The organism is Neorhizobium lilium, assembly GCF_004053875.1.
Classification (GTDB): Bacteria; Pseudomonadota; Alphaproteobacteria; order Rhizobiales; family Rhizobiaceae; genus Neorhizobium; species Neorhizobium lilii.
Genome location: NZ_SBIP01000004.1, coordinates 642,427 through 657,542 on the forward strand (window position 1 = coordinate 642,427; position 15,116 = coordinate 657,542).

Here is a 15,116-nt window from a genome sequence, read left to right on the forward strand (position 1 = left end):
TTCCGCAGCCATGAAGGCCGCCAATCGAGCCCGTGGTTTAGGAGAAACGCAAGGTGCGTACAACAGCTGAGTCCGTCAGCAACCGCATCGAGACGGTTGACCCCATCGAACTGTCGCTCGTGGTCCCGCTCTTCAACGAAGAGGAAAGCGTCGGGCCGCTGATCGACCGGATCACTGCCGCCATGGTCAGCTATGGCCCGCGATGGGAACTCATCCTGGTTGACGACGGAAGCACGGATGCGACGATCGTCAATGCCCGCAGCGCCGTGAACCGCCCTGGCCTTGACCTGAAGGTCGTCGCCCTGCAGCGCAATTTCGGCCAGACGGCCGCCATGCAGGCAGGCATTACCCAGGCACAGGGGCGGCTGATCGCTACCCTCGACGGCGACCTCCAGAACGACCCGAAGGACATTCCCGGCATGGTCGCCGAGCTGGAACGCCGCGAGCTGGATCTGCTCGTCGGCTGGCGCAAGAACCGCAAGGACGGCCTTGTCCTGCGCAAGATACCGTCCTTCATCGCCAACCGGCTGATCGGGCGCATCACAGGCGTGCGGCTGCACGACTACGGCTGTTCCCTTAAGATCTATCGCAGCTCCATCATCAAGCAGGTCAAGCTGATGGGCGAGATGCACCGTTTCATCCCGGCCTGGGTTGCCGGTGTGGTGCCGAGCTCCCGCATCGGCGAAATGCCCGTCACCCACCATGCACGCCAGCACGGGGTTTCGAAGTACGGCATCTCCCGCACCTTTCGGGTCATTCTCGATCTTCTGTCGGTGATGTTCTTCATGCGCTTCAAGGCGCGTCCGGGCCACTTTTTCGGCTCGCTCGGCCTGGGCCTCGGGGCGATCTCGGCGATCATCCTCGCCTATCTGTTCGTCGACAAGTTCATCATGGGCAACGATATCGGCACACGTCCGCTGTTCATGATCGGGGTCATGCTGTTCCTGTCGGCTGTGCAGATGATCACCACCGGCATTCTGGCCGAGATGATCGCCAGAACCTATTACCGCGAAGACACCGAACTCAGCTATATCGTCAGGGAAGTGTACGAGGGCGATGCGGCGCATCCATGAGGCGCTCAGCCGCCGGCCGGAGCTCGTGCTCTGGCTGATCGCGGCCTATTACGTCATCGCTGTGGCCGTCCGCATTCTGCGGTCGGACGGCGTGCAGACCGACGAATCCGAGCAGCTTTTCCTGTCGCAGTTCCTGCTGCTTGGTTATGGCCGCCAGCCTCCCTTCTACAACTGGCTGCAATACGGGTTCGTGCACCTGCTCGGGCCTTCGATCGCCGCCCTTTCCATTCTCAAGAACGGGCTGCTTTTCCTCTGCTGCCTGTTCTACGGCATGGCGGCGCGCCTGATCGTCAAGGACCGCGCCCTGCCCTATGCCGCCATGCTGGGCGTGCTGGCCCTGCCCTCCGTATCGGTGCTCGCGCAACGCGACCTCACCCATGCGGTTGCGACCATGTGGGCGGTCTCCTTCTTCCTCTACGCCTTCCTGCTTGCGTTGACACGTCCAAGCCTTGGCGCCTATCTCCTGACCGGTATCGCGGTCGGACTTGGCACGATCTCCAAATACAATTTCGTCGTGGTTCCAGTCGCTGCCATTCTCGCCATTTTGCCGGAGGCTGAACTGCGCCGACGGCTGTTCGACTGGCGTATCCTGCCGGCACTCGCGATCGCCGCCATCATCTGCCTGCCGCATGCGCTCTGGGTGATCCAAAACCTTCAAGCAGCGACCGTCGGCACGATCAACTCCATGCGCAATGACGCCACCGGCGATCCGCTTTTCGACCGGCTGAACGGCCTCGTCATGCTGGTGGCGTCGACGCTGGACAGCCTTGTCCCACTTCTCGCCTTCGCGCTGATCGGTTTCCGTCGCGACCTCCTCAAGTCTTGGCCGGCCAGCAGCATGTGGACCCGCGTTATCGGCCGGGCCTTCCTGCTCTGCATTCTGCTCGTCGGCCTGATCGGCATCGGGCTCGGCGCCACCACCATCAGCCAGAAATGGCTGTCGCCTTTCGTCATGCTGCTGCCGCTCTATCTCTGCCTCAAGCTCGACGCGGCGGGCGCAGACACCAGGCGCGGCACAGCGCGGTTCGCCTTGCCCGTGTTCATCCTCGCCTTCGGCTTCATCCTCTATCTTGTCGTCGGCAATATCGTCTCGCCGTCGCTCGGCCGCACCGCCAAGGAAAACCTGCCCGCCGCTGACGCCGTACGGCAGGCCTTGGCCGAGCCGGGTCACACCGAGCCTGCCTTCGTGATTGCGGGGGATCTGGCCATGGCGGCGGGGGCACGGCTGGCGGCACCGCAGGCACGCGTGGTGCTTCCGTCCTTCCCAGAGGGGCCGCTGCCCGATCCGGCCAGCTGGGCCAGGACCGGCCTGGCGATCTGGAGGTCAGACGCTGCCACCACGGCCTTGCCTGAAGATCTGAAGATCTTCCTGGACGCTCAGGGCGGCAAGAGCGCGGCGCTCGACATCCGTACCCTTGAGGTGCCCTATCCCTATTCGGGCGGCCAGATGAAGGCTCGATTCGGCTATGCCTGGATCGACGGGCACTGAAAACACAAAGTTTGGAGCGCCCCTTGCAGCCGGCAGAGACATCCATCGAAGACGATAGCAGCCGGCTGACCCGCGGCAAGATGCTGCTGATCGTGCTCGGCTGTTATTTCCTGGTCAACCTTATGGTGCGGCTCGTGCTGCCGCACGGACTGGAACTGGACGAAGCGGAACAGACCTATTTCTCCCAGTGGCTGCTGGCGGGCTACAGTTCGCAGCCGCCCTTCTACAACTGGCTCGAATATGCAGCGGTCCACAGCCTGGGCATGTCGCTCTTGACGCTATCGCTGCTCAAGAACGTGCTGCTTTTCTTGACATATCTCTTCTACTGGCTGGCCGCCCGGCAGGTGCTGACCGACAAGCGGCTCGCCATCGTTGCGGCACTCGGGCTGCTCACCATTCCGCAGGTTGCCTTCGAGGCGCAGCGGGATCTCAGTCACACCGTGGCTGCAATGTTCGGGGTATCGCTCTTTCTCTATGCTCTGTTCCGCGTGATTGCGAAACCATCGCTTTCGACCTTCCTGTTGCTGGGTCTCGCGACCGGAATCGGCGGCATCACCAAATATAATTTCGCGGTTGTGCCTCTGGCCGCAGGCGTCGCGGTGCTGATGGACCGGAGCATGCGCAAGAAATTGCTGGACTGGCGCATCCTGCCGGCTGGGCTGCTGGCTCTCGCTATCGTCTCGCCGCATGCCTTCTGGCTCATCAACAATTTCGAGGCTTCCGAAAGCCATACGATGAAGAAGCTGGTGGACGACAAGACCGGCTTCCTCATCAGCCTTGTGGACGGGTTCGGTTCGCTCGCCCTTTCCACGCTCGGCTTCCTTGCCCTGACACTGGTGATCTTCTCGCTGGTGTTCCGAGAGCATATCAAACCTGTTGTCGTCGCAACCAATCCGTGGACCCGGCTCGTGGGACGCATTCTGGCCCTCTGCCTTGGTGTGATCGTGCTGATGATCCTGTTCGCAGGGCTTGAGAACGTAAGGGACCGCTGGCTTGCCCCCATCCTGCTGGCGGCTCCTCTCTATATTGCGCTCAAGGTGGATGCAGCGAAGATACCGGCAATGCTGGGTCTACGCCGGCTTTGGGGGGTGGCAGCCGTTATCATGGTGCTGATTCCCACGATACTTTTCGGACGCGTCGCAAGCTCGGCCTTCACCGGCAAATACGGCTACGTCAACATCCCCTTTGCAAGCATCGCTACCCTCGTCACGGAAAAGGCGGCCAGGGCCAATACGGTTGTGGTGGCGGGCGATGGGCAGCTGGCAGGAAATCTGCACTTCAACCTTGGCGACCTGCCGGTGCTGACGCTTCGGCCGCCGCTCGGCCTGCCGCCGCAACCGGTGCTGGAATTCGACCGTATCGTGCTCGTCTGGCGCAATTCGGACGGCAGCCCGCCGTCATCGCTGGAGGAGAGCTTTGCTCAGTATCTAAAGGAAGAACAGGTCACGATAGCGCCTACCGAATCGGCCATCGTGAGCTATCCTTACGCCTGGGGTCGAGCGGGTGACCAATACCGGTTCGGGTACGCGGTGATCGACCTTCCGCGCGAGATCAAACCTACGCCGTGACCGTGTCGCGCAGGTGGTCGAGGGCGTGGCGAAGCTTTTCCACCACCTGATCGACCTCAGAGCGGCTGATCGTCAGCGCCGGAGAGGCCAGCATGCGGTCACCGGTGGCGCGCAGGATAACCCCATTCTCGACGCAGTGGTTGCGCACCAGCGTACCGATATCGTCCGGCTTCGAATACCGGCGGCGCGTTGCCTTGTCCGCCGCAAGCTGCACCGCACCCATCAAGCCGACGCTTTCCGCCTGGCCGACGACCTCGTGATCCTCCAGGCTTTTCCAGGCGGCGGCGAAATAGGGGCCAATATCGTCGCGCACCCGCTCCACCAGGCCTTCATCCTCGATGATGCGGATGTTCTCCAAGGCCGCGGCCGCGCAGACCGGATGACCCGAATAGGTGAAGCCATGGTAGAATTCTCCCAGCTCGTTGACCATGACATCGGCAACCCGGTCGGAAACCATGACGCCGCCGATCGGCAGGTAGCCTGATGAAAGTCCCTTGGCGATGGGCGCAAGATCCGGTTCGATCCCGAAGTGCTGATAGCCGAACCAGGAGCCCAGCCGGCCGAAGCCGCAGATCACTTCGTCCGAGACCAACAGGATGTTGCGCGCTTTGCAGATGCGGGCAATCTTCGGCCAGTAGGTGTCCGGTGGAATGATGACACCGCCGGCGCCCTGAATAGGTTCGGCGACGAACGCCGCCACCCGGTCCTCGCCAAGCTCGTCGATCTTCGCCTCCAATTCGCGGGCGACCTTGAGGCCGAACTCGTCAGGGGTAAGGTCGCCGCCTTCGGCATACCAATAGGGCTGGCCGATGTGATGTACACCTTCGATCGGCAGATTGCCCTGCTCGTGCATCAGCTTCATGCCGCCGAGCGATGCGCCGGCAACGGTAGAGCCGTGATAGCCATTCTTGCGGGCGATCACTTCGGTCTTTTCCGGCTTGCCCAGCGCCTTCCAGTAGACGCGGGCGATGCGGAACCAGGTATCGGTGGCTTCGGAGCCGGAATTCGTGAAGAAGATGCGGTTCAGCTTGCCGCCAGTATGGGAGGCGATCTTCTGGGCGAGCAGGGTTGCAGGCGGCGTCGTGGTGCCGAAGAAGCTGTTGTAATAGGGCAGCTCCTCCATCTGCCTGCGAGCAGCCTCGGCAATCGAAGTGCGGCCATAGCCGACATTGACGCACCACAGACCCGCAAAGGCATCCAGATATCGCTTGCCCGTCGAGTCGTAGATGAAGACGCCTTCTGCACGTTCGATGATCCGCGTGCCCTTGGCGTTCAGCTGTTTCATGTCCGAGAACGGATGGAGATGATGGGCGGCGTCGATCGCCGCGAGATTCGAAATCTTTGGTGCGTCGTTCATGCTGTTCTCCCGGCCGGTTCCCAGATTGTCTGGTTAGTTTCTATCGGCTACGAATGGGTTTCCGCAACACCCCCCAAAGAAGTTGGCATGACGTCCCACGACACCAGCCCGCCCCGCATCGAAATCCTTCTCGTCGGCATGAACGGCGATCTGCGCGGAAAGCAAATCCCGCTCGAGGCGCAGAAGAAGGTCTGGGACGGGACTGTGCGCCTGCCCTCGTCCACCCAGTCGCTCGATATCTGGGGGTATGACAATGACGAGTTTACCGGGCTTTCGATGTCGGTCGGCGATCCGGATGGGCAGTGTATCCCCGACAGCCGGAGCCTTGCACCGATGCCATGGGCGCCGGCTGGGTCCGTTCAGGTGCTGGCGACCATGCACGAGATGGACGGCACTCCGAGCTTTATCGATCCACGGGCCATCCTTGCCGCCATGCTGGAGCGCTATCGCAAGCGTGGCCTGACGCCGGTCGTTGCCACGGAACTCGAGTTCTACGTGGTCGAGGATGACTGGCGGGAAACGGGCAGGCCACAGCCTCCGGCCCGGCTGCGCTATCGCGACGAGCCAAACGGGTTCCAGCTTTACGACATGAATGCCGTGGACACGCTCGATGCTTACCTACAGACGGTGCGGGCCTGGGCAAAGCTTCAGGAACTGCCGGCAGATGCCACGACGGCGGAATTCGGGCCGGGACAGTTCGAGATCAACCTCCTGCACCGCGCCGATGCGCTGGCTGCCGCGGACGACTGCATCTATTTGAAGCGCATTGCCGAACAGGCCGCCCGCAAGCATGGTCTGAAATCCACCTGCATGGCAAAACCTTATGCGGATCATGCCGGGTCCGGCCTGCATGTCCATGCCAGCGTGATCGATGCCGACGGCAGAAACGTGCTCGATGCTGGGGATAACGATCCGGTTCGGCTGAAATCCGTGACGGCCGGGCTGCTGAAGACCATGCGCGAAGCACAGCTGATCTTTGCGCCCTTTGCCAATTCCTACCGCCGCTTTCAGCCGGGCTCCTTTGCGCCGGTGGACATAGATTGGGGATTTGGCCATCGCGGTACGGCGATCCGCATTCCGGATGCCAAAGGGCCAGCAGCCCGCGTCGAGCATCGCGTGGCGGGTGCCGATGCCAATCCCTACCTGCTGCTGACGGCGATCCTTGGCGGCATGCTGCTTGGTCTGGACGAGGCGCTCGATCCGGGTCCCGCCACCGAGCCCGGCAAGGAACCACCCACAGGCGGACAGCGCCTGACGCATGATTTCCTGACGGCAGTGGAAGAGTTTTCCGCATCTCCCTTCATCCGGGACGCCTTCGGCGAGCGCTATCAGAAGCTCTACGGAGATACGAAGCGCAAGGAGGCGATCACCTATCTGCGAACGGTCTCCGACTTCGACTACCGGACCTATCTGCCACGGATCTGAGGTGCCAGCCCGTGGATGCGGGAGCGACTGGCGGGATGGGCGTATTGGCCATATGATGGCCCTCAGGGGGTAACAGACATGCTGTGTCAGCGGATGGGTTGGTAGCGCCGATGGAAAAGCTGATGCCGTTCTGCCGGGCTGCCGTCATAGGTCTGGCGGCGATCTTCGGAGTTGCTTCGCCGGCGCTCGCGCAGGACGCGCCGCTGACGATCATTCTCCACCAGGGCCAGAGCGCTTCGGATGTGCAGCAGGTGCTTGATCTTGCCGCCCAGACGGGGCGACCGGTCACGGTGCAGGTGGAGCAAGCCAAAACCTCGCCAGCCGGCGCTACTGCCGTGGCCGCGACTGCTCCACCCGCACCGATAGCGCCTGCTCCAGCAACACCGACCCCGGCAATGGAATCGACGCCCGAAATGGCCGCCGGTAGCATGGGCATGGCGTCCTGGGAGCGGTCTTCCGACGCCCTTCTTCGCGGCGCAACGGTTGCGCTGGCTGGTCTTTCCGGCCTTTCCGGCATGATTGCGACGACGGCTGCCAAGCTCGAGGCGGAAAATAGCAGCTACGGCCGGGCGGTGCTGGCCGGCATTTTATCCGTGGCAGCCGGCGCGGGAGCGACTTTTCTGGTGCGCTCGCTCCTGCAGATGCTCGTGTCTCGCCGCATGGTGACCCACAGGGTTGCCGGGACGTTCCGCCGGGCCATCCGCTGCCTTCTCATTGACCTTGCTTCGATAGGCTTCTTTCTTGCAGCCTCTAAACTCGTGCTTCATCTGGCAAGCGAAGCGACAACGACCGCATTCCAACTTGGCGAAGGGATCGTCACCGCGGCCTTCGTCTCCTCCGTCTACATCGTCGTCGCACGCTTCCTGTTCCTGCCCGACCGGCACGGAACACCGCTGATCGACATCCGCAATCCCCATTGGCATTACCGCATGCTGGTCTCCTACGGCCTCATCAGCGCCTGCCTGAGCGAAAGTGTGAGGCTTGCCCATGCGCTGGGTCTGGAGAAAGGGTCGATCGACGGCTGGTTCCTGATCGGCAACATGGTGCTGGTTGTCTTGAAACTTACCTGGTTCATTGGAGGACGAGAAAGTATCCGCGATGCCTTCCTGGGCGCCAAGCCCGGCCTTGTGCGCAGGGTCATCGGCAACCTGTTGCCGGAATTCTATATCGCGACGGCCATTTTCATCTGGCTGGGGGGCTTCCTTGTCGCAGGCACGACCGATAGCCCGCGCTGGACCTTTGCCGCCGGCAGCACACAGATGATCCTGCTGATCGTACCCGTTCTTGCATTGGGTGCCCATGCCCTGATGGACGAGATCACTCTGCATTGGGAAGCGACCCATGGCCACGGCTTCTGGTCGTCTTTCCTGGCAAGCCTCCGGGTCGTGCTGGCCGGCGCCGCCTGGATAATCGGGCTGCATCTCATTACCCGCATCTGGTGGCCGCTCATGCAGGGGGAAGCCGTGCTTGCCACAGGCTGGATCATTTGGCTGGAGCGTTTCAGCCTGGCGATCGCGGCAAGCTGGGCCGTCTACACCTTCGTCTGGAAATATGCCGAATCGATTGCGCCGCAGCAGCAGGTCATGCTTCCGGGCCAGGAGGACGAGCAAGCCGAGAAGAAGCCCACCAGCCGGCTTTCGACCGCACTTCCGGTGATCCGCAACCTCGTGCTGGGCGCCGTGCTGGCGGTCGGCGGATTGATTATCCTGAGTTCGCTCGGCCTCAATGTCGCGCCACTCCTGGCAGGCTTCGGCGTACTGGGCCTGGCGCTTTCCTTCGGCTCGCAGGCATTGGTGAAGGATGTTGTCTCCGGCATCTTCTTCATCGTTGATGACGCCTTCCGGATCGGGGAATATATCAATACCGGCAAGCTGCAAGGAACAGTGGAGCAGATCACGGTCCGTTCGGTGCGGCTCCGTCACCATAACGGGCCGATCCATACGATCCCGTTCGGCCAGATTACGTCCGTCAGCAATTTCAGCCGCGATTGGGGTACTATCAAGTTCCAGCTGCGCTTCGAACGCGACAGCGATGCGGAAGTCATCCGCAAGGCTGCAAAAAAGGTGGGCCTGGGCATGCTGGAAGATCCGGAATACGGGCCGGAGTTCCTGATCCCGCTGAAGATGCAGGGCATTCAGGACATCACCGAAACCTCGATGATCGTGCGCTTCAAGTTCACCTGCCTGCCCGGCAATCCCAGCATCCTGAAGCGGGAGGCGATGAAGCGGCTGATCGCTGCCTGCAAGGAGGCCGGGCTGGAATTCGCATCGAACGCGGTCACGGTCCGATCGAACTCGACCAGCGTCGTGGAGGCTGCGGCCGCGAGCTCCTCTCCTCCGTCGCTTACGTCCGTCGCCATATGACGACCGAAGGCAGCGTGGCTACAGGCGCACAGGCTTGATCTTGGCGATACGTGTCGGGTAGAGCGACACCCAAAGAGGTGAAATTTTATGCTGCCCTGGATTCAACTCGATTCCGCGACCATTCCCGGAGATGGCGGCGAACTGCGCTTGAAACAACGCGGCCAGGAATTCTCCATCATGCTTGGCGCCAATGAGCTGATGAACAGCCGGCTGAGCGGCTCGGAAGAAGCTCTGGCAACGCTGGCGCAGGAGAAGCTCCGGGGTCGGACTGCGCCCACCATGCTGATCGGCGGGCTCGGCATGGGCTTCACCCTGCGGGCAGCGCTTTCCGTTCTGCCATCCAACGCCCGCGTCACGGTTGCGGAACTGGTGCCAACCGTCATTGCTTGGGCGCGTGGCCCGATGGCGGGAGTTTTCCAAGGCTGTCTGGACGATCCACGCGTCGAAATCCATGAGGGTGATGTGGCAGGGCTTATCCGGTCGGTCAATAACCGCTTCGACGCCATCCTGCTCGATGTCGACAATGGCCCGGACGGCTTGACCCGCCCGTCCAACGACCGCCTCTACGATGCGGTCGGATTGCGCGCCAGCCGGGACGCACTGCGTCCGGGCGGCGTGCTTGCTGTCTGGTCGTCCGGTCCGGATCCGCGCTTCACGCGTCGGCTGAAGGATGCCGGCTTCACCGCCGAGGTCGTGAACATGCGCGCCAACGGCAAGCGGGGCGGCGCAAGGCATGTCATCTGGCTGGCGGTAAAGGCGGAGTGATAATCCTCTACCGACAGTGCGACAGGCCTACTTGTTCTTCAAGAGCCAGATCTTGCCGGCCATAGTAATGCCGTGCGAGGCCTCTTCCGGAGGAAGGTCCGGGTTGAGGCTTTGAATGAGCCCGAGTTCCCGCAGTTCGTTGACGGTGGTCGTCGTCAGGAACTTGATCTTCTGCGGGCGCTCCTTGAACCTGTCCGTGCGCGCATAGGTGGCCGTCGCGTTCAGATGCGTCCACCGCTTGGCTTCCTGCGGAAACAGATCGCCATCCTTGGCGAGCTTGAGACCCCGGATCTGCGTAGGGGTGAGAATGGCATCATGGGCAGCATTTGCTGCTGCCGGTTCGGGTCTAGTCGTCGCGTTCAAACTACGGGTCCTTTTCGGAAGATCGGTGCCCTGTCATCTTGGTTGCCTACGGTGCTGTTCATGTGATTTGACAACAGCTTCGCACGGCCCTGCACCGATGACGGGAAGGTGAAAGCCTTTGGCTCCCTCTTCTATGCGCCAAAATTGCGGGTTTGGGGACCCTGAAAATGCGAAAGACGACGAACAAAGTTGATTCGCGCCTCTTTCGAGGCCTTAACCCCTCATAATTTGCCTCTTGCAGACCTGCTTTGGGAGTGCACGGGTGCTTATCACCGGGCATTATCCAGCAGGTCCCGAGCTTCCTGGCCATGAACACTGTTTACCAGCACCTTCAATTCGCCGGCATGGATCTTCAGCAGCACGTCGCGTTTCATGGGCAAAAGTTCGCCATCGATGACGCAGCGCACGTCGTGACGATGGCGGGGAAAATGAAGCTCCAACTGCGTCGCCGTCATGGCCGTGACTGACGCACTCTCCTTCAATCGACCGCGCAGAATGTCGAAGGTAAGCCTTGCAACGCCAGCGGGCTTCAGAGGTTCGGCAATATAGAAGCCGAGATGTCCGCGCGTCAGGTCGTCCGCGTACATGAGCGGATCTCTGCCGAACTCGTTGTTGGAGACCGATATGGCCGATACCTTCCGATAGCCGGTCTTGCCGTCCATGGTGAACTCCACCTCGAATTCCGGCGGATTGAACATGACGCCGACGGCCGCCCGCATGCTGGCCCGCATCTTGCCGAGGCGGGAGGCGAAATCCATGGAGTTACGATAGCGCACCATGCGGGCATGGAGGCCGGCGGAGAACTGGTGGACAAAGCTCTGGCCGTTGGCGCTGGCGATGTCGATATTTTCCGGAACGGCCACTGCGAGCGCATCGAGCACTTCCCATATGTCTAGCGGCAATTTCAACGAGCGGGCGAAAAGGTTCATCGTGCCAGCCGGCACCACGCCAAGCGCGATCTGCCCTTTCCAGGCGATCCGCGCGGCCGAGGAAATGGTTCCGTCGCCGCCCCCGGCAATCAGCGCATCTATACCGTTGGTTGAAGCTGCGCGTTCCATGGTCTCGACGACCTTGTCGCCGGAAACCACATGACATTCGATCTGGTGACCTGCCGCCTCGAACGTCTTCGTTGCATGGGCGCAATAAGCGCTCATGTCGGTCGTCCTGAAAGTACCGCCATCGCGGTTAAACACGGCAAACAGATTCATGTCTGGCAAGTCCCCGGCGTTTAGCCCGGACCCACAACGGACCAGGAACCAAATGGTTGCGCGGCGGTTGGGGAGGCAAGAATCACACCACGAGACACAATGCCGTGAATATTGCAACAAATATAAATCCAATCTACCGCAATGCACAAGTTCATGATACTCAAATGACAGGTCATTGTTGACCTACACCTCCAGGGCGGGTAGGCATCCACGCCTAACCCGCTTTTTTTCCCACCTTATCCCGAACAGACGTTATCATGAGCAAAAGTGCAGCGCGCCTTGATTCTGCAGAGGAATTCGATGCAGAGAGGCAGGAGGCTGCAGTGGCTCTTTCACCACTTGCGGTCGCCTTGATCGTCATTGCACTTGCCGTCGGCGGCTTCGGCATCGGCACGGGCGAATTCGTCATCATGGGTCTTTTGCCGGAGGTCGCCTCCACATTCGAGGTCAGCATTCCCCGTGCCGGCTACGTCATTAGCGCCTATGCTCTCGGCGTCGTTGTCGGTGCGCCGATCATCGCAGTGCTCGCTGCAAAGCTGCCGCGTCGCCTGCTGCTGTTGTGCCTGATAGGGCTTTTTGCGATCGGCAATATCCTCAGCGCAATGGCGCCGACATTCTGGAGCTTCACGGCACTCCGTTTCTTAACAGGCCTGCCGCACGGCGCCTATTTTGGCGTTGCCTCGCTCGTGGCTGCATCTATGGTTCCGCCGAACAAGCGTGCCCGGGCTGTCGGGCGCGTCATGCTGGGCTTGACGATCGCCACGCTTGCCGGAACGCCGCTTGCTACCTTCCTCGGCCAGAGCCTCAACTGGCGCGCGGCCTTCCTGCTTGTCGGCGGCATCGGCGCTTTGACGGTCGCCCTGCTGTGGTACTTCCTGCCGCGTGACAAGGTTCAGGAGGGAGCGAGCATCCGCCGCGAACTCAGCGCGTTTGGCCGCACCCAAGTCTGGCTGACGCTCGGCATCTCGGCCATCGGCTTCGGCGGCATGTTTTCCGTGTTCAGCTATATCGCCTCGACCACCACCGTCATGGCAGGGCTACCGGTCGGCATGGTCTCGATCGTGCTAGCGCTTTTCGGGATCGGCATGAATGTCGGCAATGTCGTCGGCTCGCGGCTTGCCGACTGGTCGCTGAAAGGCACGATCGGCGGCTCCATGGTCTTCTACATCGTGGTCATGCTGTGCTTCGCGCTTTTCTCGCATAATCCGATTGCGCTTTACATCACCGTCTTCCTGGTAGGTTGCGGCTTTGCACCGGGTCCTGCCCTGCAGACGCGGCTGATGGATGTGGCGGCGGATGCACAGACGCTGGCGGCGGCCTCCAACCATTCGGCGTTCAATATCGCCAATGCGCTCGGTGCCTGGCTTGGCGGCCTGGTTATCACATGGGGCTGGGGCTTTGCAGCGACCGGCTATGTGGGCGCCCTGCTCTCGCTGCTCGGCCTGTGCGTCTTCGGTATTTCCGTCACCCTCGAAAAGCGCCAGGCCAGGGTTTAGATTGCCTTCTACCCGAGCGCTCGATCCAAAACGAAGCTCGACTTTTGGCTGAGCCGGGGCAGCCGATGCTCCATCTTCCTGCTATCGCCCACCGGTGCTACCTTTACACTGAGGGCACCAAAAGGGGGATATGATGGCGACTTCACAGACAAGCACATTCGGCAATCCGTTGGAGGCACTGACGGGCACGACCTGGTTCGGCTATCTGGCCCGAGCCATGTTGACTTTCATGTATTGGGGAAGCGGCCTTTCGAAGCTGATCGACTTCAATGGCGGGGTTGCCGAAATGACCCATTTCGGTCTCGAGCCGGCGGTCGCCTTCAACATCGCGGTGATCGTCACGCAACTGGCCGGCTCAGCACTGATCATCCTCAATCGCTGGACATGGCTCGGCGCCGGAGCACTGGCCGTCTTCACCGCGCTCACCATCCCAATCGCCCATACGTTCTGGGCTATGGAAGAGCCGTTCAAGACCATGGAGTTTTATGTGGTCATGGAGCACATCACCGTTATCGGCGGGCTGATGGTGGTCGCCTGGAAGTCTCGCTGACCGGGAGACCGCGGCTCAGCTTTTGCCGCGATCTTCCTTGTACAAGATGATTGATCAGGCCTGAATGACCACTACCCGGGCGCCGACTTTGACGCGCTCGTAAAGGTCGATGACATCGTGGTTCATCATGCGGATGCAGCCGCTTGACATGGCGTGACCGATTGACTGGGGCTGGTTGGTGCCGTGGATGCGGAAATGCGTGTCGTTGCCGTCGCGGTAGAGATACATGGCTCGCGCGCCGAGCGGGTTCATCGGGCCGCCCGGCATGCCGCCTGCCAATTCCCGGTAACGTGGCTCGCGCTGCATCATGTTTGCGGTCGGCGTCCAGGTAGGCCATTCCGCCTTGCGGCCGACATAGGCGCCGCCTGAAAATGCCAGGCCCTCACGACCGACGCCGACGCCATAACGGATGGCGCGGCCCTCGCCCAGCAGGTAATAGGCGCGGCGGGCCGGTGTATCGACGATCACCGTGCCTGCGGGATGGGACGTTTCATAGGCGACTTCCGTGCGGCGCAACTCGGGCTTGATCCGATCGATCGGGACCTGTCGCAGCGGATATTCTTCATTGGGCAGCGCGGCGTAATTGTTCTGCTCGCTATAGGTGGAAGCGCAGCCGGCCAGCATGAGCGGCAGGCCGGCGAGAAAGCCGCGGCGGGAGATCGACATGAAGAATCCTTGGTGCGTCGTGAAGATGACCAAGGAGTAAAAAATTATTGTTAATGAAGTGCTAAACGCTGACTGCGAAAGGTTAATGGCAAACGTCTCCGCGATTGCACCATGTAGGACAGCGCATTGAAATCCGCATTATCAGATGCTATTTTTGATGCAGGAGAGGCTTCCTATGAGAACGACAGTCACACTTGACGACAAACTTATCGCCCGTGCACAAGAGGTCACGGGTATCAAGGAGCGATCAGCTCTCTTGAAGGAGGCGCTGACGCGCCTGATCCAGGACGAAGCCGCCCGGCGCCTTATCCTGCTTGGAGGCTCCGAGCCAGACATGCGAGTTCCGCCAAGACGCCGGTGGAACGTCGACGGCACTTGGGGCGGCTCGGAGTGGGATCAGTCCGAGTGATCCTTCTCGACACATCGATTTGGATCGATCATCTCCGGAAGCGCGAAGAGCATGTCGAGTTTCTACTCAAACGAAAGCAGATCCTCGTGCATCCTTTCGTTATCGGAGAAATAGCCCTTGGGCCGATGCAGCGCTACGATCTGGTTCTTCGATCGCTTTCAGAACTGCCGCAAGTCGTAACGGCCAGTGACAGTGAAGTTTTGGCAATGATCAGAGAGCATTCACTCATGGGAAGCGGGATCGGCTACGTCGATGCACATCTACTCGCATCAGCCAGCCTGCTCGAAAGCACCCGGCTGTACACGCGCGATAAACGCCTTGTACGGGTTGCAGTGGCTCTTGCCCTTAGCTATCAGCCTTAGTGAGTAGTCGTACCGCTCATCA

The 15,116-nt window shown here is 61.0% G+C and carries 14 protein-coding genes; 10 read left to right on the forward strand and 4 right to left on the reverse strand.

What is annotated here, in order from left to right:
- Window positions 1-53 precede the first annotated feature (53 nt).
- From EPK99_RS20095 to EPK99_RS20105, 3 genes are read left to right on the forward strand one after another with little or no spacing between them, the layout of a single operon-like run.
- The gene (locus EPK99_RS20095; RefSeq protein WP_128444850.1) at window positions 54-1,073 is read left to right on the forward strand and encodes a glycosyltransferase family 2 protein; all 1,020 of its coding nucleotides are present in this window, start codon (window positions 54-56) and stop codon (window positions 1,071-1,073) included.
- Complete coding sequence (locus EPK99_RS20100; RefSeq protein WP_245582493.1) at window positions 1,057-2,562, forward strand: ArnT family glycosyltransferase; 1,506 nt, start codon at window positions 1,057-1,059, stop codon at window positions 2,560-2,562. The genes EPK99_RS20095 and EPK99_RS20100 overlap by 17 nt, the downstream gene beginning before the upstream one ends.
- A 23-nt stretch (window positions 2,563-2,585) precedes the next feature.
- Window positions 2,586-4,130 (forward strand): ArnT family glycosyltransferase, encoded by a 1,545-nt coding sequence (locus EPK99_RS20105; protein WP_128444851.1) that lies wholly within the window; start codon window positions 2,586-2,588, stop codon window positions 4,128-4,130.
- On the opposite strand, the gene EPK99_RS20110 is transcribed toward EPK99_RS20105, so the two are convergent.
- Window positions 4,120-5,487 (reverse strand): aspartate aminotransferase family protein, encoded by a 1,368-nt coding sequence (locus EPK99_RS20110; RefSeq protein ID WP_128444852.1) that lies wholly within the window; start codon window positions 5,485-5,487, stop codon window positions 4,120-4,122. The two genes, EPK99_RS20105 and EPK99_RS20110, sit on opposite strands and share 11 nt — an antisense overlap.
- Before the next feature lie 87 nt (window positions 5,488-5,574).
- On the opposite strand from EPK99_RS20110, the gene EPK99_RS20115 reads away from it, so the two are divergent.
- The 3 genes from EPK99_RS20115 to EPK99_RS20125 all read left to right on the forward strand — a co-directional run bounded on the left by EPK99_RS20115 (window position 5,575) and on the right by EPK99_RS20125 (window position 10,040).
- On the forward strand, window positions 5,575-6,912 hold the full coding sequence (locus EPK99_RS20115; protein ID WP_128444853.1) for a glutamine synthetase family protein: 1,338 nt from the start codon (window positions 5,575-5,577) through the stop codon (window positions 6,910-6,912).
- A gap of 110 nt (window positions 6,913-7,022) precedes the next feature.
- Window positions 7,023-9,275 carry a mechanosensitive ion channel family protein gene (locus EPK99_RS20120; protein ID WP_128444854.1) on the forward strand — a complete coding sequence of 751 codons (2,253 nt, stop codon included), beginning with the start codon at window positions 7,023-7,025 and terminating at the stop codon, window positions 9,273-9,275.
- Window positions 9,276-9,362: 87 nt separating this feature from the next.
- Window positions 9,363-10,040, forward strand: a complete 678-nt coding sequence (locus tag EPK99_RS20125) for a spermidine synthase (protein ID WP_128444855.1) — start codon at window positions 9,363-9,365, stop codon at window positions 10,038-10,040.
- A gap of 27 nt (window positions 10,041-10,067) precedes the next feature.
- Here EPK99_RS20125 and EPK99_RS20130 read toward each other — a convergent pair whose 3' ends face one another.
- Entirely contained in the window at window positions 10,068-10,403 is a 336-nt protein-coding gene (locus EPK99_RS20130) for a hypothetical protein (RefSeq protein WP_245582494.1), read from the reverse strand.
- 269 nt (window positions 10,404-10,672) lie between these two features.
- Window positions 10,673-11,611 carry a diacylglycerol/lipid kinase family protein gene (locus EPK99_RS20135; RefSeq protein ID WP_128444856.1) on the reverse strand — a complete coding sequence of 313 codons (939 nt, stop codon included), beginning with the start codon at window positions 11,609-11,611 and terminating at the stop codon, window positions 10,673-10,675.
- A 257-nt stretch (window positions 11,612-11,868) separates the two neighbouring features.
- Between EPK99_RS20135 and EPK99_RS20140 the strand changes: the two genes are divergently transcribed.
- A complete protein-coding gene (locus EPK99_RS20140; RefSeq protein ID WP_128444857.1) occupies window positions 11,869-13,107 on the forward strand; it encodes an MFS transporter in 1,239 nt (412 codons plus the stop codon).
- Window positions 13,108-13,240: 133 nt separating this feature from the next.
- A complete protein-coding gene (locus EPK99_RS20145) occupies window positions 13,241-13,657 on the forward strand; it encodes a DoxX family protein (RefSeq protein ID WP_128444858.1) in 417 nt (138 codons plus the stop codon).
- A gap of 54 nt (window positions 13,658-13,711) precedes the next feature.
- On the opposite strand, the gene EPK99_RS20150 is transcribed toward EPK99_RS20145, so the two are convergent.
- A complete protein-coding gene (locus EPK99_RS20150) occupies window positions 13,712-14,323 on the reverse strand; it encodes a L,D-transpeptidase (protein WP_128444859.1) in 612 nt (203 codons plus the stop codon).
- 175 nt (window positions 14,324-14,498) lie between these two features.
- Here EPK99_RS20150 and EPK99_RS20155 point away from each other — a divergent pair, with 175 nt between their 5' ends.
- Window positions 14,499-14,732: a type II toxin-antitoxin system VapB family antitoxin gene (locus EPK99_RS20155; RefSeq protein ID WP_128444860.1), complete on the forward strand. Its 234-nt coding sequence runs from the start codon at window positions 14,499-14,501 to the stop codon at window positions 14,730-14,732.
- Window positions 14,729-15,094 carry a type II toxin-antitoxin system VapC family toxin gene (locus EPK99_RS20160; protein WP_128444861.1) on the forward strand — a complete coding sequence of 122 codons (366 nt, stop codon included), beginning with the start codon at window positions 14,729-14,731 and terminating at the stop codon, window positions 15,092-15,094. Before EPK99_RS20155 ends, EPK99_RS20160 begins: the two co-directional genes overlap by 4 nt.
- Window positions 15,095-15,116 lie beyond the last annotated feature (22 nt).